Below are 19974 nucleotides of genomic sequence, written 5' to 3'. Positions count from 1 at the left end.
TAGATACCTTCGTGTTATCGGAAGGATAGCAACCCCAAGGAGAGTCATGAAAATCGCAGTCTACGGCGCAACGGGCATGGTCGGCAGTGAAATCGTCAATGAATCCCTCACCCGCGGCCATGAAGTCACGGCTATCTCCCGCAAGGGCACCGAGGTCGCCGGCGCAACTGCCCAGGTAGCCGATTTGGCCGACGCGGAGGTCTTTGCCTCCATTGCAAAGGACCACGACGTCGTTGTGCTGGCTACCGGTCCCAGCCGCACCGGCGGGGACCATGGAGAGTGGCTCGATGCCATGACCGCTGCTTACAGCAACGCCGAAGGAACCCGCCTCATGATCGTTGGCGGCGCAGGAACCCTCGAGGTAGACGGCGTCCGGCTCCTCGATTCCCCCGACTTCCCCGAGGCATACAAGGCGGAAGCCACCACCGCCGCGAAGGCACTGGAAGTCGTCAAGCAGACTCCCGAGACCGTCGACTGGACGGTACTTGCCCCCGCTCCCGTTATCCAACCCGGCGAGCGTACCGGTGAATACAACGTGGCCAAGGATACCCCGGCCGGTAACAGCATCTCCTCGCAGGACTACGCCGTGGCCATGCTGGATGAAATCGAAAGCCCTGCTCACCGCCGCGCACGATTCACGGCTGCAAACTAAATAGCAGCCTGGCCTAAGTCGGGGCTAACCGACAGCCAGGCCGAGCCCGGGTACCGGCATCTGGAATATGTCCTTGAGGGCATACTTCGCCGCATGGTACCCGGGCATCCCTGTAACACCAGGCCCGGGCGGGGTGGATGAAGAACACAAGTAGACGCCCGGCACGGGTGTACGCCACGGAACGTTGGACACTACCGGCCTTTGTACCAAGCCCCGCATATCCAGCAGACCTGCACTGAAGTCGCCACCCACGTAGTTTTCGTTGTAAGCGGCCAGTTCAGCCGCCGTCGTGGTCTTCGAGGCAACCACCACGTCCCTGAAGCCTGGTGCGTACCGTTCAATCCGTGCAGTGACAGCCTCCGCCATGTCCACATCAGAGCCAGCCGGCACATGGCAGTACGTCCACAGGATGTGTCGCCCCACCGGTGCCCGCGACGAGTCCACCAGGGACGGTTGGGATACCAGCACGTAGGGCTCCGCTGGGTGTTTGCCCATGTCCACGAGGTTCTCGGATTCGGCCATGGCCAACCGCGAACCACCCACATGAACCGTCCCCGCCTGCCTCAGGCCAGGGGCAAGCCAAGGAACAGGTTCGGACAGAATGTAGTCCACTTTGCACGCTGCATTCCCGAAGCGGAATGCATCCAGTGCCCGACGATAATTGTCGGGTATCTCAGCGCCACCCAGACGTGCAAGCGTCGGAGGTGCAACATCCAACAGGATGGCCTTTGCTGGCCTGACCTGATCGAAAGAATCCACGCGCACACCGGTGTGGATGGTCCCGCCGTGGGCAATGAGGTCCTCCGCCATGGCACCTGCGATAGCTGCGGATCCGCCCACGGGCACCACCCATCCGCCTGCGTGGGCCAGGACGGCGAGCAAGAGCCCGGCACCCGTGGAACTAAGCGATGGCTGGGAGCCCAACGCGTGGGACATCACGCCGGTCAACAAAGCGGGAGCAGCCTCTTCACGGAAGCGCCGTCCCCAGAACGGTGTTCCTTGGTCAAGGGTCGCGAGGCCAAACAGCACAGCAGCAAGGGGATCCTTGGGCACGCGGAGCAACTGGTTCGACGTAAAGTCCACTACGCCGTTGACGCGCGCAAGGAGGGGCGCAATCAGGTGGCGGTACGCTGGGCCGTCCGCCCCCAGTTCCATGGCGGTCCGTTCCAAGGACTGGTAAGCGAGGGCGGCTCCGCCCACGTCCAACGGCGTGCCGTGCTGGACTTCAGGCAAGCGCAGCTCAATGCGCTGCGCAAGGTTGAATTCCTTGAAGAAAGGAGACGCCAGTGCCATTGGATGCACCGCGGAGCATACATCGTAAAGGTATCCCGGCTCGATCAGCTCGCTTGTCCGGGTCCCGCCCCCGATGGCATCGGCGGCCTCGTACAGATGTACCTCCAGCCCTGCGCGGGCCATGGTCACTGCTGCGGCCAGACCGTTGGGACCAGAACCGACGACGGCGACATCAGCCATCGCTACCCACCTCCAACTGCCGGGGAGCTTTCGGCTCGGCGGGCTCAATCCCAGAACGCCAGGGGAGAACTGACATGGACGGATGGAGAAGGTCGATCCTGAGCCAATCCTTGGTGCCTTCGAAAGGCGAACCATGGGGATCGTCTTCGCCCAATGCGCGTAGGGGATCCTGCGATGGATCCAAGATATCCATCACTACCCTTGCCATCAGGTACGCCGTTGCAACCATGTGCAAGGCCACAGCCAGGACGTAGTAGGACATATCTATGTTGTGCTGCACGGGCCCACCGCTGGTGGCCATGCCCAAGTACATCCATATTGCAGCCCAGTGGAGGCCTTCGGCGGCCTGCCAAACGAGGAAGTCCCGCCAGCGTGGCCTCGCAAGGGCAAGGAGCGGAATGAGCCAGATGACGAACTGGGGAGAGTACACCTTGTTTGTGAGGATGAACGCGGCCACAATCAGGAAGGCCAGCTGGGCAAGGCGGGGGCGCCTGGGCGCCGTCAAAGCCAGGGCACCGATCAACACGCAAGCAATGACAAAGAGGTTCAGCGCAAGCGAGTTGATAGTGGCAGCGTTAAGTTGGGTCCATTGAAGCCGATCAGCCACGAGGTTGAACGCGAACCAGGGCGAGCTGTATCCGGCGGGTCGTTCCTGGGTGAATTCAAAGAAGTAGCGCCAGCCCGAAGGGTTCATTGCAGCGATGGGCAAGTTGACGGCCAGCCATGCCGCGGCAGCCGCAGCGGCAGTCACCAAGAAGGTCCGCAGACGACCACTGCGCAGCGCCAACACCAAAATGGCACCCAGGATGAGGACGGGGTACAGCTTGGTGGCCGTTCCCAACCCGATGCAGATTCCCGCCAGGATCAACTTGTCGCGGGAGAAGAAGTACATGGCCAACGCGAGCAGGGCCACCGCCCACATGTCCCAGTTGATGAACCCCGCAAGGACGATTCCCGGGGCCAGGGCCACCATGGCGGCATCCCAAGGGCGACGCTTGTTCATTCGAGCTGTCAGGAGGACGGTAATCATCCACACGGCAACAATCAGCGTTGCGTTGACGTCGAAGTAACCCAGAATGCGTTCGGGGCCCACCCCTTGTCCTGGTACGAGCAGCGCCGTCAAGCCTGCGATGATCCCCATGATGACCGGGTACTCAAACAAGCTGCCTTGTGTAAAGAAGGGGAACACTCCATCGCCCAAGCCGCGGTTGCGGAAGAGCTCCGGGAAGTCGGAGTAGCACGTGGCGTAAAACTGCGTGGGCGTTTCCCAGCCATTGACGCGGCAATAGTCCTTCGCCAGCACGGCCAGCAGGGCAGCGATCACGGTGAGGATAACGAGGACGCGTTCAACCGTAAACGGCGCGGGGGAGATCTGTCCTGGGGCCGAGTGGCGGCCCAAGGGCCCACCGACAACCTCCGTGAAGTTACGAAGCAGGGAGTCGCTGCGGCTTGGAACCACAAAGCGGGCACGTTTTCGCTGCCGGTGCGGCTTCGTCTCCTGCATAAATCGAGCTTACAGTCAGGCAGCTTGGGTAACGCCACCGGAGCAGCTCTGACCGACCAGTTAAAAGGGGGGAAGCCCACGCGTAGCCGCGTGGGCTTCCTGCGGTTCAGCATGCATCTGCGGCACCGGAAACTCCTTCGGAAGGGATGAAGGGCATCAACGGATGAGTCCCATCTGGTGCAGGACGACGAAGACGTCTTCACGACCCTGCCTGAGCAACTGGTCGTTGAACAGCGTGCGTTCCTTGGGAGCATCGCTGCTCTTGTAGAAGCGTAGGTCCTTAGTGCGTTTTGGCATGTGGTTCACCTCCTTTCATGCAGGAAATTGCCGGAATTGGGCACAACAAATAAAGCCAATTGAATTCAGGAGAAATCAAGGCATAAAAGAGCGCACAAATAGCCCGACGATAATAGGGGGAGTGGGGAGACCTGTGCGCGAGCGGCGAATGATCGTGCACAATTGCGTGCGCTTCCTGCAGTCGTCCCCAACAAGAAGCTGGTTCCGAACTTTGGGGAAACTGCGCACCCGCGGCTTGTTGCGTGGGTCTGCGCCTACAACTGACTGCTCAGAATGCCACCCTTGACGGTTGGCCATGAAGACCGCCGGCGTTGGAGCCGGTCCGGTGGTTCAGGGAGTGGTCAGTGCTTCGAAAAATACTTCGAAAAAGGGCGTCGATCAGCGCAAGAGGCCGGGGTAGCAGTGACGGTCACATTCCATCCGCTAGTCAAAGTAATCATTTTTCCCAACCTCCTTTTCCGCTGTGGCATTACGTCCGGCTGATTAACCGGGGTAATGCGCGCCTTGTTCCCGGCGGGTCGCTCTGGGAACAAGATACAAGCTACCCCATGAATAGGAGTCTTGACCAGCACAATTCGCTATTTAGCCAAAAGTTTTTCTAAATTCGCGTTTTAGAGGCCCCAGCGGACAATCGCCGGCGTCCGCTTATCCCAGCCAAGCGTGCATACTTTGGCTGTTCCAAGAATGAAGTGGCGGCCTTCCTTGGCGTCCATTTCCAGCCAACGCGCTGTGAGAATCCGGGAGAAATGCCCGTGTGCCACTACCAGGACATTGTCCATGCCCGATTCCAGGACGCGTCCAATGATCTTGTCAGCGCGGGCGGCCACTTCGTCCAGCGTTTCGCCGTTGGGCACGCCGTCCGTCCAAATGAGGTAGTCCGGATTGTCCTTGCGGATGAGGTCGGAGCTGACGCCCTCATAGTCTCCGTAGTTCCATTCCACCGCCAGCGGCTCGTGGACAGCATCGGGAAAGCCTGCAAGTTCAGCCGTGCGGCGGGCGCGACGCAGTGGAGAGGTCAGAACGAGGTCGAAGTCGATGCCCTCAAGGACTTTGCGCGCTTCGACAGCCTGCTGCTCACCTTCGACCGTCAAGGGAAGGTCGGTCAAGCCTGTGTACTGGCCGCTCTTGGACCATTCCGTCTCGCCGTGGCGAAGGATCCAAAGTTGCGGACGCGGGGAGATCGCGGCGTTCATGAGGACTCCTTGGTTTCTGCGGCGGTTTCGGTTGAAAGTTCGACGACGGCGGACTCGGGTTGCGCTTCCCACCACGCCAAGAGCTTCTTCTCGGCTTCCTCCGGGGACAGCGGGCCGTGTTCCATCCGTTCTTCCAGAAGGAACTTGTAGGCTTTGCCGACGACAGGACCTGGCTTTAGCCCCAGAAGCGCCATGATCTGCGCTCCATCGAGGTCAGGCCGGACAGCCGCCAACGATTCCTGCTCCAAGAGCGCGGAGATTCGATGCTCAAGGTCATCGTAGGCGAAGGACAGGCGGTCGGCCTTGCGCTGGTTACGCGTGGTGACATCGGATCGCGTGAGCCGATGTAGGCGTTCCAGCAGCGGACCGGCATCGGTCACGTAGCGGCGAACCGCAGAATCCGTCCAGCCGGCGTCTCCGTACCCATAGAACCGCATGTGCAATTCGACCAGTCGGGACACCGCTTTGATCGACTCGTTGTCGAAGCGGAACGCCTTCATTCGCTTGGCCGTCAGCTTGGCACCCACAACGTCGTGATGCCTGAAGCTCACCGCGCCGCCCGGTTCGAACCGGCGCGTAGCCGGCTTGCCGACGTCGTGCATCAACGCGGCGAACCGAAGCACAAAGTCCGGGCCCGGTACGGGACCGTCCACACCGGTTTCCAACGCCGCGGCCTGTTCAAGGACCTGCAGGGAGTGCTGATAAACGTCCTTGTGGCGGTGGTGTTCATCGGCTTCCAGGCGAAGCGCGGATACCTCGGGAAGGACAAACTCGGCCAGCCCCGTATCCACAAGGAGGTCGATGCCGACGCGCGGGTGCGCGCCGTTAATCAGCTTGACCAGTTCATCCCGGACCCGCTCGGCGGAGATGATCTTGATGCGGTCCGCCATCTGGGACATGGCGAGACGGACGTCGTCGTGAACCGACACGCCAAGCTGGGACGCGAAACGAGCCGCCCGCATCATGCGCAGCGGGTCATCCGAGAAGGACGCCTCAGGGGCGCCGGGAGTGGCGAGTTCGGAGGCGTGGAGGTCCCGGACGCCACCGAAAGGGTCCACCAGCTCCAGGCTCGGCAGCCGCAAGGCCATGGCATTGATGGTGAAGTCGCGGCGCAGCAAGTCCTCGGTCAGGGAGTTGCCAAAGGCGACTACGGGCTTACGCGAGTCAGGATCGTACGCTTCGGCGCGGTACGTGGTGACTTCGATCTGGAAGCCGTTCTTCTTCATCCCGATCGTGCCGAAAGCGCGTCCGATTTCCCAAAAGTTGTCAGCCCACTTCTTGATGACGGAGATCGTCTGGTCGGGCGTCGCGTCTGTGGTGAAGTCCAGGTCCGGGGACGTCCTCCCCAGGAAAAGGTCGCGCACAGGTCCACCAACCAAGGACAGCTCGAAGCCGGCGTCGACAAAGCGCTGCCCGAGATCGAGCACCACCGGATCGATGGTGAAGTTAACTGAAGAACTGTCCAATACGTGCGCCATAGTTCCTTAAGCTTGGCAGATTTTTCCGCAGCATTGGGCCAGAGTTACATCCGAAAACCAGCGGACCCGTAACGCGTGTCTCCTGCAGTCCATCTTGCGGCCATGTCCCGGTCATCACTCGAGGGCAAGAGTCGTTAGAGTGGACTTCATGGCCAATCCGATCCCGAGCGCTCCTGGCAGGAGGACGAACGCACCGTTGCCGTCGGCAATCGGCGCGCACGTCGCGCCTGCCCCGCAGCACCCGGTCCAGGCCTCCCTTCCCACTGTGGAGGAAGTGTCTGCGGGCGGTGTCGTAGTAGACACGTCCGACGGCGAGCTCCGGGTCGCGATTATCGCCCGCCTTAATAGGGGTGGCCGGCTTGAATGGTGCCTGCCCAAGGGCCATCCGGAAGGCCGGGAGAACAACGAGGAAGCTGCCGTCCGCGAGATCGCCGAGGAAACCGGCATCGAGGGCAACATCCTGGCGCCCCTGGGCAGCATTGACTACTGGTTCACCGTGAGCGGCCACCGGGTCCACAAAACCGTTCACCATTTCCTGCTCCGGGCCACTGGCGGCGAGCTCACCATCGAGAACGACCCGGACCAGGAGGCAGTGGACGCCGCATGGGTCCCCATCCAGGAATTGGCGCGCAAATTGTCCTTCCCAAATGAACGCCGCATCGCCGACTTGGCACGGGAAGTGCTCCCCGAACACCTCTGACCCGGCTACATGGGACGATAAAGGCGATGTCTGAAGCCAAAACTACCCAGTCCGTTCAATCCGGAGAAGCACGTTCCAGCGCCATCATGGCTGCGGGAACGTTGGTTTCCCGGTTCCTTGGCTTCGCCAAAACGTGGATGCTCGGCGCTGCACTCGGCCTGGGTTCAACGGTCAATGACACGTTCATCAACGCGAACAACCTTCCCAACCTGATCTTCCTGTTGGTGGCTGGCGGAGTGTTCAACGCCGTCCTGGTCCCGCAGATCATCAAGGCCAGCAAGGGTGCGGACAGCGGCGCTGATTACATCAGCCGACTCCTGACCCTCGCTGTTCTGGTACTGCTGGCGCTGACGGCCCTCGTGACCCTGGCCGCGCCCATCGTTATCGACCTAACGACCCAGGGCTACTCGGAACAGCAGAAGGCTCTGGCAGTCACTTTCGCATTCTGGTGCCTTCCACAGATCTTCTTCTACGGCCTTTATGCCCTGCTGACACAGGTCCTGAACGCGCACGGCGCATTTGGCCCCGCCATGTGGGCCCCCATCCTGAACAACGTCGTGGCCATTGCCGGCCTGGGTATGTTCATCTGGATCCTGGGTGCCAACTACACCAATCCGCACACACTCGATAATTGGGGACCAACCCAGACATTCCTGATTGCCGGGTTCTCCACCTTCGGAGTCATCGCCCAAACCGCCATCCTTCTTATTCCCGTCATGAGGCTGAAGCTGGGTCTGCGGCCCCGTTTCGGATGGTGCGGCGTCGGACTGGGCCAGGCAGCCAAGCTGAGCGTGTGGACGCTGCTGACTGCCGCCGTCGGGCAGTTGGCGTTCCTGTACGTCATGAAAATTGCCACAATTCCCGGCGCCGAGCGGCTCCGGCTGGACAATTCAGGCCAGACCACAGCGCCCTCCACTCTCCCAGGTAACGCCGTCCTTGAAGTTGCGAGCCAGCTCTACCTGTTGCCGCACTCGATCATTGCCCTGTCGCTGGCCACTGTCCTCTTTAACCGAATGACGCGGGCGTCACAGGATGGCAACAAGGCCGAACTGCGTGACGCGCTCTCGCATGGGCTGCGAACCATGGCTGTGGCAACAGTTTTTGGAGCACTGGCGCTGTTCGCGCTTGCTGGCCCGCTGGGCATGTTCTTCTCCGGCGGGAAGCCCCAGGACGGCGTCATGCTTGCCCAGACGCTCACCATCCTGGCGTTGAGCACGCCGTTCATGAGCGCAAACTTCATGATGTCGCGCGTGTTTTACGCCAACGAGGACGCGCGCACGCCCCTCTATGTGCAGCTGTTGCTTGCCGTCGTTTATGTTGTTGGCGCGTTCATCATCCAGTTCCTGCCGGTGGGCCAGATCATCTATGCGATCGCTGTCCTCTACACCTTGGGGAACATTCTTTCCGTGGTGATCAGCGTGTGGTTCTTGCGCCGCATGCTGGGCCATCTCGATGGTCCCCGGATCGCTAACTCCTACATCCGCATGGGCTACGCGGGCCTGGGCTCTGCGATTGCGGGTGCTCTGGCGCTGTGGCTTCTGGGCAGCTACCGTGCCGATGGTTTCGCGTGGAGCAGCAGGCCAGCGGCCCTGGTGACCGTGGTCGTCGTCGGGCCCGTCATGCTGGTGGCCTACCTGCTCCTGCTTCGCGTTTTCCATGTCACCGAGCTGCGCGATCTGATGCGCCCGCTGATGGGCCGCTTTGGCCGCGGCGCACCTGCCGTTGCGGGGGCCGCTGTTGAACCCACGACGGCGGCACGCGCCACGGTCTCGGACGATACCGGTTTGATTCCGCGCATCTCGGGCGAGTTCGACGCTGCCTCCTTCAGGGCCGGCCCGGCACTCGAACCGGAGCCCGCCGTCGAGGCTCCAGCCAAAACTCCAGACTTTGCTGACACATCCCGCTCTGAAGAACCCCACGCGAAGTATCTGCCGGATGAGGACGTACCGGGCACGGCCAGAGGAGGAAGGTTCCACCCGCAGGTCCCGTTGCCAGGCAGGCGAACCTACCAAGGCGAACCTGGCCAAAATCCCTACTTTCCCGCCGACGGGGACGTTGGACAGCACGCCAGGCAGAAGCGGAAGAAGTGAACCGGTGCCGCCAACATGGGCGGCGGGCGCCAATCGGCTAGGCTAGAAATGAATACAGGTAGTTGCAAAAGCGGTACAACCGGCTCGCCGGGCGGACCGCGTGCAGGGCCCCGCAGCTCCCGGACAGCCTAGGAGGAACACGTGTCCCACCCGATCGACGTCGGATCAGTGCTTGGCGGCCGCTATAAGGTCACGGCCACCGTATTGACCTCGCATGACCAAGATCTGGTGCTCGACGGCGTGGACCAGGTCCTCAACCGCCCCGTCAGCATCCTCGTTGCCGGTCCCGGAAATGCCGAGCAGGTAGCTCAGAGCGCCCGCGAAGTCGCCACGGGGGAGCGTCCTGGCCATGTCCAGATCCTGGACCTCGGAGTCAGCGACAACACCACGTACCTGATTACCAACCACAGCACTGCGCCGGACCTCCTGGACCTGGTGGTCGCAACCCACCCGCCGTACGTGGAACCGTTCTTCACGGAAACCCTCGGCAGCGAGATCTTTGGCCAGGCCCGCACGTACGAGCCCGAAACCTATGACGGCCTCTACGAAGACGATGAGCACGAAGCCGAGTACATTCAGTACGACGAAAATGGCTACCCGGTCCAATCGGAATCGGATGCTGACCACGAAGCGCCGGCCACGCAGGCCAGCAACCTTCCGCCTATGCCTTCTTCCAGCCCGTCATCGGCCAGGGGCGGTCTCGCGGGGAAGATCGCTGCTGCTGCGGCTGGCGCCGGGGCAGCAGGAGTTGCCGCCGCTGCCGCGCTGAAGAACGCCGGATCCAAGAACCACGACGCCGGGGCTGCCGCGAATGGGGCTGCCGGTGCTGGGGCTTCTGGTGCCGCTGCTACTACGGGAACCCAGCCTGCGACGCAGGCTGTACAGTCGCCGTCGTCCGGAGCTTCGCCTGCTACCACGCCCGTTGCACCGGTTCAGCCGCCTACCCAAGCCGTCACTTCGCAGCCTGTCGCTTCACAACCTGTGAACCCGCAGCCCGCACCGACTCGCGAGCCTGCCGGGGAACCAAAGGTTTCCCTCTGGTCTGAAGAGGACTACGGCCTCGCTGCCGGTGGCGCGGCTCAAGCCGCTGGAGGAAGCTCGGACCCTGGTTACGATCGTGCTCCTACCAGCTTCCCAGCGTCGGCTGCTGCCACTGAAGATTACGAAGATGAAGAGGTCTACGAGGACGAAACCCCGGAACGCGAGCCGCGGTCCATGCGTTGGCTCGTAGGCGGTCTGCTTGCTGCCGTATTGATCGTGGGCCTTGTCCTGGCGGTCACCAATCTGGGCAGCCTCCTGCCGAGCGGCGCTCCCGCGGCCTCAGACAAAACAACAGCGTCATCGCCATCAGCGGGCACCGAATCGGAACAACCGACGCCCAGCGAGACCGCTGCTCCCGCAAGGCCTCCGGCCATCGATGGCATTACCCGCCTCGGCGATTTCCCGTTCGCTGCATCGTTCGACAAAGACCTTCCCAAAGCATTTGATGGGAACCCGGCCAGTTACTGGTCCGACATGGAGTTCGCTTCCGCCAACTGGGGTGGACTCTCAGGTGAGATGCCCTTGGTGGTGAAGCTCAAGGAGCCCACAGAGGTCAAGTCAGTGGTGCTGAACCAGTTGGGCGGATCAGGTGGAAGCATCAGCGTTTACACCAACGATCGTCCCGCAATGGACGGCGCCAAGCTCGTGGGCACCAACAGCTTCACGTCCCCGGAACTGACGATGCCGCTGGCCGCGCCCACGCAGACCCAGTACGTCATAGTGGTCATCAAGACGCTGCCTAAACTTGCTGCCCCCAAGACACAGTTCGGATTTGGTCTGCGGTTGGCCGAGGTCAGGGTCCAGTAGTTCCGTTTTCGCTCCCCTTACCCAACTAGGTCGCAGTAGAGCGCGTTTTGAGCCTTCAGAACGGCATGTGCTGTTACCTACTTCTTGCATGTCCGCGAGGCCTTGTGACCGATGTGGCCACCAGTCATCCGGCGTCCCCGCTTCGATTCGCCACCACTCCAGACGGTACCCTGAATGATGGTGGCTTTGAGGGTCCCCAATTCCAACGGAATATTTGGAACGCAACAGGGGTTGAGTCAGATGGCTGCCCCGAAAGACGCAGCATCGACTAAGGAAGAGGTTCACGCCAAGTGAGCATTGCAGAAAACAACGCATCTCAGGTGCGTGACGTCATCATCGTAGGTTCAGGCCCTGCCGGCTACACAGCCGCTGTTTACACCGCCCGCGCCAACATGAAGCCTCTGCTCATTGCCGGCTCCGTCACTGCTGGTGGCGAACTGATGAACACCACGGACGTTGAAAACTACCCAGGCTTCCCCGAGGGCATCATGGGTCCGGATCTCATGGAAAACTTCGAAAAGCAGGCGGCCCGTTTCGGTACCGAGATTCTCTTCGAGGATGTCACGGAATTGGACCTCGACGGCGACATCAAGTCGGTCACCATCGGCACGGGGGAGACCTTCCAGGCGAGGGCCATCATCCTGTCCACCGGTTCCGCCTACCGCGAGCTCGGACTTGAGAACGAGAAGCGCTTGTCGGGTCACGGCGTTAGCTGGTGTGCAACCTGCGACGGTTTCTTCTTCAAGGATCAGGACATCGCAGTCATCGGTGGCGGCGACTCCGCCATGGAAGAAGCGCTCTTCCTTACCAAGTTCGCCAAGTCCGTTACAGTGGTCCACCGACGCGACACGCTCAAGGCTTCCAAGATTATGGGTGACCGTGCCCAAGCACACGAGAAGATCAACTTCATTTGGAACACGGCCGTAGAGGATGTCCTCGGCGGTGACAAGGTCACAGGCCTCAAGCTCAAGAACCTGGTGGACGGCACGGAGTCTGAACTCGACGTTACCGGCGTCTTCGTCGCCATCGGCAACGATCCCCGCACGGAACTTGTGAAGGGCAAAGTTGATCTGACCCCCGAAGGAACCATCGCCGTAGAGGGCCGGACTTCCCGTACCAACATCAAGGGTGTGTTCGCCGCAGGCGACGTCATCGACCCCACGTACCGCCAGGCCATCACGGCCTCGGGCTCCGGTTGTGTGGCTGCGCTCGATGTCGAGCACTACCTCGCAGACCTGCAATCCTGAGCTTCACCAGACCAGCAACCATACGAAGGGAAAAGTTATGAGCAACGCTAAAGACGTAACTGACGCAAGCTTCAGCACGGACGTCCTGGCTTCCGAGAAGCCGGTTATCGTGGACTTCTGGGCAGAGTGGTGCGGACCCTGCCGCAAACTCGGCCCGATCCTCGACGAGATCTCCGTTGAGTACGGCGAGAAGGTTGACGTCGTGAAACTCAACGTCGACGACAACCCGGCCATCGCCGCCGAGTACGGCATCACGTCCATCCCGGCTGTCTACCTCTTCAGCGGGGGAGAAGTGAAGAGCACGGTCATCGGCGCCAAGCCGAAGCAGTTCTTCGAGAAGGAATTTGCGGACGTCTTGTCCTAGGTTCCCTTAGTTAGTCAGTGAAAAGCCGGCGGCTGTCGCTCCTGAAGGAGTGGGAGCCGCCGGCTTCTTGCATTTAGCCAATTTGAACCCAATACAGTTTGTTTTTTAGCGTCGGATTGCGCCAGACGCCTTGCCCGCTCTCCAGGCACAGGGTTCCGGGTTCCCCTTACCTGGGGTAGGCAAACTCGGATCTTCTCTCACATCCCCACCCCACCCAGCCAATCCTCGCTCACATCCCCACCCCCTCCCAGCCGATCCTCTCTCACATCCCCACGGGCCATGAAGAATGTCGTCGGTGTCCAGTGATGATCCCCGGCTGGACGTTCTGTCGGAGTCATGTTCAATCGGACAGAGCTAACTCCAACTCGGGCGGCAAGCCTCAGCTCGCACCTAGATCGACGGGGAAACTACCACTGATGCAATCCATCAGTCGCGCCTGGACGACTTCCCATGGTGCTTCAATGCCTGTGGACTTCGGATTTTGCGTCACGACCGACGGTCTTTCGGATAGCAACATGTCAAGGACACCCTGACAAGACCTTCCGTTGATCAGCTGCGTTCGTTTGAATCTGCGATTCCGCAACGGTCCTCATTGTGACAACATCGAACCTCGCCTCTGGACTCAACGCCCTCGCGGGAACGTACGGTCATGTCAAACAACACCCACGAGTCTCAAGTGCCCTAATGGGGGTCCTTCAGTTCCCTCCGCGGCTCCTGTTTGCATCGCTAAGCCCCCATACAAGAGAATTTCGAAATCAACAGCAGTGAATTCATGCTGCTCGCGCTTTGAGAAGCATCCCGGACGCGAGTTGGCGTCTCTCTATAGTCGATGCCTCTGTTGTCACCAGGGAGGCGTCGGTGTAGATGTTTCACGTGAAACGGCCGAGGTTCGGTATTGCCTGGGTTCCATACCTTCCTCACCTAGGATAGATGCTGCGTTAGGCGCGGTGGGTTCATCGTAGAGGCAGGCGGTCTCCACTATGTTTCACGTGAAACGCACCCATGCACCCTGACCGGAATTGCGAATTCTAGGGATCCAACTCAGGATAGGAGTGGCTTTGAAGGGGCCGGTCCTAGTAAAAATAGGCCCTGATACTTCGCAGCACGACAAGTTGTCCGAACGCAACGGCGGGCGACTCAGGGATCTAGGTAGCCTTGGTTCGCACCCCGCTCTTGTCTGACCGTCTCAGACGAACGCTCACCTACTTGATGGGCTATCGGAGTGCGAAAACTGACACCCGAACGAACCGCCGTCCCTGACGGTCTCAGAAATAATGCCCACCGAATGTAGTACAAACATCCGGGAAGCATCGTATCTACTGTTCTCTCTGCGAATAGGCCTCCCCGGGGGGGAGTAGCCGACTGCCCTCCACCCAGCCAGAGATAGCCCGAAGGTTATGGACATACGCCTGAGAGCGGCCGCCACGCTTCAAATCCGCTCCGTCCCACAGTCAAACAGCCACGTCGTTCACTCCAGTCGGCCAATCCGAGCCTTATGTGAACCACTCCGGAGGCAGTGACTCTCGAGCCTTACACGTTCTTGCAGCCTCAGCGAGCAACAAATTGTCCCTCCTCTACTTGGGGACTAGACCCTGGATGTGCGTGGATATTCGAGGCCCTAGTGAGGCAATACTTAAGCTTCATGTCCCATCGTTGGAGGGTCGTCGAACTTCAATCCGTCATGGGCGTTCGATCTCAGACCGTCGATGGTGACTTACGGACTCTTCGCACTGTCCCGCGCCTAATGCCACTCCGCTGACAAGGCCAACTGCATAATCTGTCCATGTGGATCAGCACTGCTTCGTCCTAGTTCGTTCGGAACAATGGATCACCTGACACGGACATCCGTTTCACGTGAAACATAAGGACCGGTGCCCGGCAGCTTCTGGTTTTGCACCTACGCCTCGTTCGTTGTCGCCCTTGCCTCCCAGTACCTTCGGCGCTTCCAAGACCTAATATCGCCCCACAAGAACGGAGGCACGACAGGTGGGGCTAGAGGCCTGCACTACAACGGGGCCGCTCACAGGGCCATGGGGGCTCTTCGAGGGTCGAACAGACGCCTTGGAAAGGTACCCCGATGTCTTATCGGTCCCTCCAGGCGGGATCATCGATGTTTTCGATGTTTTCTCACCTATCGATAGGCGGACTCCCTATTGGCATGTCACCTCTTGCGGAGCCTAGGGGCTGGCCAGCCTACTGTTGGGTGATTCAGCCACGGCTCCCGCTCAGCTTAGACGAAACCCAGGAAGGGATAAGGCTCGATACCTTCAAATAGAGACATGAGTCTGAACTGCCTAGTGCATTGTCTCAACCAGAGAGCTACCCGCGCCGTTCAGTACGCCACGACCCTGCGGACTCACTCTCGGGAACCAGGCCTTTCACTTCATCTCACGGCCGCGACGGGCACCTAGAGGCAGTGCTGTTTCACGTGAAACACGAACGGAGTCGGGGGGCATAGTCAGGAACCTGACTGTCTTGCTAGATACTGTCAGCGGGACTAACATCCGACAGCCTTTGGCCGTGCATGGGCCGAGGGTGGCCTGGTCCAATAGCACGCAAATCTAGAGGACGACTGCATCCAACCACGCCCATAACAAACGCCGTGTGGGTTCCTGCGATGCCCGAACGAACATCACGAACTCGCATAGTCGTCGAGACTGTGCTCCTTGCCTGAACTATTGGCGAGCCGCCATACAGCGACTCCTGGGCAGGACCCAGTGTTCTCTGGATCAGTGCCAGCCCCTGGGGCGGCTGTCCAGCTCAGCGCAGTCTGCGTAACCCGTCAGTCATGTCCTGCCCGGAGACATCGGATCAAAGATGCCCCTGCTGACTGTCGACACCCGAATCTGGCAGCTCTGTAGAACCAGCCCCTCATGGAGCGTGACTCTCTAGGAAAGCTGATGGACCGATGTAAAGGGTGACGGAAGGGCCCTGGGTGGTGATCGGGCTGGACCGCCTCCACGGCAGTCGCTTCGGAGATGGAGTCTAGCTTCCGTCTAATTGTGAGGAGGCCCTAAACACCCATGTCGCGTGAAGGCAGCAGCGAGAGAAAGGCTGGAAGAACGGGTCGCGTTATTCACAATGTTATCCACAGGCTTTTCCACTGCCCACAAGAGCATTCAGGCATCTTTTGGAAAGCTCGGCGCTCGGCTCATTCTGGTCGCTAAATTTCGCCTTCGTGGTGCGTTCTCGAAAGCAGCGGCATACTGAGTCTCGCCGCTGCTAGGAAGTGCGCCAAATTCCCCGCAAATCAAAGTGTTTTGGGGTCATGTGACATGAACTACACCCCTTGCGGCGGTGGAGCGTTTCACGTGGAACATACGGCCGTCTACTCAGGGTCGAGCGTGGTCAAGGTGTTCCTCGCTCGCAACGAAACTGCTCTCGCCAAGGGGCGTGTACCCACGAACCATCCACAGGCTTATCCCCACAGTTATCCACAGGCTTATCCACCGCCCAAACATGTGCTTTCTCCGTGCCTCACACGCCGCTCCGTCGCGCAGTAGAGGGTGGGACCGTGTTTCACGTGAAACAAATACTCTTCGGCGACGAAGCTCAGCGACGACTCAGTATTGTCCCTTAAGGATGTTCTCAAAGACGGGGTGATGCTCGACTTGCACAACTCGAACTATAGCTGAGACCAGAAGCAGTACACGGCCCTTTCAGAGAGACGTACAACATCAGATCTATCCACAGCCCTGCCGTCCCATTCAACCAGCGCTAGGCCTGATGTTGCGGCATCACTCCCCAAATCACTCAGTGTCCATAGCCGTGGGACCGTGGTCTACGTGGACCGCATGAAGGACCCCCAGCGTTAGACGGCGTCTCCGGGCCAGGTCTAGCTGTGTGGCAGCCCAGGTCAAGCCGTGGAGCAAGCCATCTACCTGGAATAGCCAGAGAGATCACCATTGGAATTGCTACTTTGCACGAAGGGCTTAGATGAACCAAGGGCACGGCTTCGACCGCCAGTACCTCCAGGCCGTGCCGCCCAGAAGTCACGGAGGAATGACTGTCGCCCCTGTGGGAGACGCAACAGGGGAGACGTCTCCTGGACGGAGCCCCGAGCCTCTCCCTGCCTCAATCGTTCGTCTGGTCTCAGGACATGGGGAGGGACACCTTCGTCCTCTCTGACTCTGCCGACTCGACGGTCCACCTGCATAGTACGCTCGAGGCCTTTGGTCGCCGCCGGCAACAGGGCCTGCCAGGTCATACAACCACTCAGTCGGCAGCACAGGACGACAGTTCAGGAGCCGCCCGTGCCGTGAGCAGAACATCCTAGATCGACATGGACTGAAGTACCGGCTTGAAAACCGCCACTGCCTTCGGCGAGGAAGTGTGGTTGCGGTGCTGCAGCCCGCCGGCTACCTACAGGAAAATCCAAGGCCGACTAGCTTACTAAACCGCCAGTCGGCCGTTGTGCTTCCGCCCCCTACGCCTCTGAACTACATGAACACGCAGGCGCAGTTGGATCACGAGAGCACGAACCATTTCAGAAATGGCAGGCACTGAAAGCATGAACCGTCTCAACAGGGAGTCGTCTCTCAGTAAGCATCTAACGAGCGGAGACATTCCCTGACCCTACGTAGAACTGTCCGGCCATGGAGGGTCTTGGAATTGGCAGTCATGGTCGACGCCTACCGCGATACGGTGTTTCGGCCCTCCCAACGAACACGAATAGCAGGCTTGTAGTTCGATTCTTCGTTCTGTCCCGACGCTCCTGGGTTCCCACCCGCCATCTACTTCAGCCCGGCTAAAGATCTGCGTGTTTCACGTGAAACACTCCAGTGCCTCCCTACGAAGACCCACACTATAAGACGGCGCGGATCGTAGTCAGCATTTCTAGTGTGCCGCTGTCGGATTCACTCTGTTCCCTGCCTAGACGAGGATAGTCCGTCCGCTGAGTTCACAGGGGGAGGTTCCGTTTCACGTGAAACAATCCACGAGGGGCAAGACCTCATGACGTCCGCGATAGAGCAAAGCACGAGCACGGGCGCAAGCTCCGAAGCCCTAAAGTGGTTCCGCTCCGGGACACGCAAGCTCACATCAAGATCAGAGTTCGGAGCACTCCGGTTCAAAGGAGGGTCTTACCCCCGCGGACGTCAGATTAGCGGCTTGTAGAGCCTGTGTCGGGGCTACGGATGGGATCGTGCAGGCAACGCCTCACCGCATCACCGCATCATCGGGATAGGACAAATGGTTCATTTGCGATTGTCAGGCAGCTAATGGATTGAAGCTCTCTCCGGCGACTTCAGATGCAGAAATCTACGCCTGCAAGTCCCAAACTCAGTGCCGAGCGCGGGAGAAAGGAAGCGGGCAGATTGGCATCCTCACCGGCGGGCGCGTTTCACGTGAAACGACTGCCGTTCATGAGCCGTTCCGGTCCCTGCGGAGCCAGGATCATCCCAATAGAGAAGCGCTAGAGCAATAGACCAGAATCCTCCAGTGCCATTAGCAGCACCTGCACCAGATGGATCCTTCCCCAGGAAAGCAAGCTCAAAGACCGACCAGGCTGGCGCGGGCACGAATGCGTGGACATAGGCTGCGCCAGCGAAATGAACGAATCGGCTTTTGAGTTGTCATCCCGAAGGGACCACGCGAAGCACCGGACGCGCTTTCCGGGACGAAGCATCGAGCGACATGTATCCACAACGCAGAAGCCGGCTAGACCCGAAACAGGTATCCTCAGCGGTTTCGACGGCAACTCCGGCATGTTTCACGTGAAACCATAGACACCACTGAGCTGCACGACCCCCGAAAGCCCAACAATCCGCGCTGTGAACAAAAAGTCACTCCAGAACAAAAATGGGGCCTGCCACAAGGCAAACCCCATTCAGTTGGACCGAAGAACTAGTCTTCGGAACCCGGTCCCAAAACATCCATGATTCGGTTGAGATCTTCCACGCTGGCAAATTCGATGCTGACGCGGCCCTTGCGGGCACCCAGGGTAATCTTCACGTTGGTGTCTAGACGATCGGAAAGGGATGACGCCAAATAGTCCAGCCGCTCGTGCCGGGCGTTGGGCTTGGGAATAACACTCTTTGCTGGCGTCGTCGGGTCCTGATACAAAGCCACGGCTTCCTCAGTGGCTCGTACAGACATCCCCTCAGCGACGATCTTCTGTGCCAGTCGCTCCATGGCGGCCGCATCAGGCAACGCCAAGAGAGCACGCGCGTGGCCGGCTGACAAGACACTGGCTGCGACGCGGCGCTGCACCAACGGAGGAAGCTTCAACAAACGCAGCGTATTGGACACCTGAGGGCGGGAGCGACCAATGCGATCGGCCAGCTGCTCATGCGTGGTGCCGAAGTCCTCCAGGAGCTGCTGGTATGCGGCTGCCTCTTCCAAGGGGTTCAGTTGGCTACGGTGCAGGTTCTCCAGCAGCGCGTCGCGCAGAAGGTCGTCGTCAGTGGTGTCACGGACGATCGCGGGGATCGTTTCCAGACCAGCGGCCTGAACGGCACGCCAACGACGCTCACCCATTACGAGCTCGTACGGTTCTCCACCCTTTTCGGTTGAAGTACGTACAACAATTGGCTGGAGGACTCCGATTTCCTTGACGGAGTGCACTAGCTCGGCCATGTCGTCTTCATCGAAGACAGATCGAGGCTGTTTGCGGTTGGGGTGAATGTCCGTGACCGGTATTTCAGCGAATCTCGCTCCCGGAACTTCGACCAACTCCACCTCGGGTGAAGTAGCTGCAGCAGGAGCAGAAGACGCCGTGGCACTCGTCTCTGCATCGGCGGACTTCACCGCGGGAGATGAAGAGCGCTTAGTGGATGGCTTGGACGCCGGGGCCTTTGCCTCACTGGACCTGCTTGCGGCAGGTGCCTTGGAAGCGGACTGGGATGCTTCCTTCGCAGCGTCGGAACGCGAACCGCCAGCTCCACTCGAAGTCCCGGAGTCGGCCGTAGTGGCGGGCGTCGTCGCATCGGCCGCTTCCACCGGTTCCGCTGTCTTACGGGCTTCCGGAAAAAACAGATCCACTGGGCGGGAGGGCGCAGCGCCGTTCCCCTGGGCCGCCGCGGGCGAGCTAGGAATGAGAGCCCCAAGACCCCTGCCGAGGCCCCTTCGCTTTTCGCTCATTGATTCATCCCTCCGATGGAATAGCCGAGCGCGGACCGGCCCAGGCTG

12 protein-coding genes are annotated in these 19974 nt (G+C 60.1%); 6 read left to right on the top strand and 6 right to left on the bottom strand.

All coding sequences use genetic code 11. The annotated features are described in order from the left end of the window. The first annotated feature begins 46 nt into the window (after positions 1–46). Positions 47–652 (top strand): NAD(P)-dependent oxidoreductase, encoded by a 606-nt coding sequence (locus tag ACFX4T_RS05710; RefSeq protein WP_377651081.1) that lies wholly within the window; start codon positions 47–49, stop codon positions 650–652. A gap of 24 nt (positions 653–676) precedes the next feature. Here ACFX4T_RS05710 and ACFX4T_RS05705 read toward each other — a convergent pair whose 3' ends face one another. The 5 genes from ACFX4T_RS05705 to ACFX4T_RS05685 all read right to left on the bottom strand — a co-directional run bounded on the left by ACFX4T_RS05705 (position 677) and on the right by ACFX4T_RS05685 (position 6597). Further along, complete coding sequence (locus ACFX4T_RS05705) at positions 677–2125, bottom strand: phytoene desaturase family protein (protein ID WP_377651080.1); 1449 nt, start codon at positions 2123–2125, stop codon at positions 677–679. Continuing rightward, a complete protein-coding gene (locus ACFX4T_RS05700; RefSeq protein ID WP_377651079.1) occupies positions 2118–3629 on the bottom strand; it encodes a glycosyltransferase family 87 protein in 1512 nt (503 codons plus the stop codon). The genes ACFX4T_RS05705 and ACFX4T_RS05700 overlap by 8 nt, the downstream gene beginning before the upstream one ends. 156 nt (positions 3630–3785) lie before the next feature. Continuing rightward, positions 3786–3926 carry a hypothetical protein gene (locus ACFX4T_RS05695; protein ID WP_216924421.1) on the bottom strand — a complete coding sequence of 47 codons (141 nt, stop codon included), beginning with the start codon at positions 3924–3926 and terminating at the stop codon, positions 3786–3788. Between the two features lie 611 nt (positions 3927–4537). Continuing rightward, positions 4538–5119, bottom strand: coding sequence for a histidine phosphatase family protein (locus tag ACFX4T_RS05690; protein ID WP_216924419.1), 582 nt, complete (start codon positions 5117–5119; stop codon positions 4538–4540). Next, positions 5116–6597, bottom strand: a complete 1482-nt coding sequence (locus tag ACFX4T_RS05685) for a CCA tRNA nucleotidyltransferase (RefSeq protein WP_377651078.1) — start codon at positions 6595–6597, stop codon at positions 5116–5118. The genes ACFX4T_RS05690 and ACFX4T_RS05685 overlap by 4 nt, the downstream gene beginning before the upstream one ends. A gap of 196 nt (positions 6598–6793) precedes the next feature. Here ACFX4T_RS05685 and ACFX4T_RS05680 point away from each other — a divergent pair, with 196 nt between their 5' ends. From ACFX4T_RS05680 to trxA, 5 genes are all read left to right on the top strand, one after another. Beyond that, positions 6794–7297, top strand: a complete 504-nt coding sequence (locus ACFX4T_RS05680; protein WP_216924651.1) for an NUDIX hydrolase — start codon at positions 6794–6796, stop codon at positions 7295–7297. Positions 7298–7323: 26 nt separating this feature from the next. After that, on the top strand, positions 7324–9387 hold the full coding sequence (murJ, locus tag ACFX4T_RS05675; protein WP_377651077.1) for a murein biosynthesis integral membrane protein MurJ: 2064 nt from the start codon (positions 7324–7326) through the stop codon (positions 9385–9387). 141 nt (positions 9388–9528) lie between these two features. Continuing rightward, positions 9529–11235 (top strand): ABC transporter substrate-binding protein, encoded by a 1707-nt coding sequence (locus tag ACFX4T_RS05670; RefSeq protein WP_377651076.1) that lies wholly within the window; start codon positions 9529–9531, stop codon positions 11233–11235. A gap of 290 nt (positions 11236–11525) precedes the next feature. Further along, entirely contained in the window at positions 11526–12482 is a 957-nt protein-coding gene (gene trxB, locus ACFX4T_RS05665) for a thioredoxin-disulfide reductase (RefSeq protein WP_377651075.1), read from the top strand. A 37-nt stretch (positions 12483–12519) separates the two neighbouring features. Then, the gene (trxA, locus tag ACFX4T_RS05660; RefSeq protein ID WP_216924410.1) at positions 12520–12846 is read left to right on the top strand and encodes a thioredoxin; all 327 of its coding nucleotides are present in this window, start codon (positions 12520–12522) and stop codon (positions 12844–12846) included. Between the two features lie 5844 nt (positions 12847–18690). On the opposite strand, the gene ACFX4T_RS05655 is transcribed toward trxA, so the two are convergent. Continuing rightward, complete coding sequence (locus tag ACFX4T_RS05655; protein WP_377651074.1) at positions 18691–19926, bottom strand: ParB/RepB/Spo0J family partition protein; 1236 nt, start codon at positions 19924–19926, stop codon at positions 18691–18693. Between the last annotated feature and the right edge of the window lie 48 nt (positions 19927–19974).

The organism is Paenarthrobacter sp. YIM B13468, from assembly GCF_042788025.1.
GTDB classification, from domain to species: Bacteria; Actinomycetota; Actinomycetes; order Actinomycetales; family Micrococcaceae; genus Arthrobacter; species Arthrobacter aromaticivorans.
The sequence above is the reverse complement of the archived record's forward strand: the minus strand, read 5'-3'. Positions and strand labels throughout refer to the sequence as shown.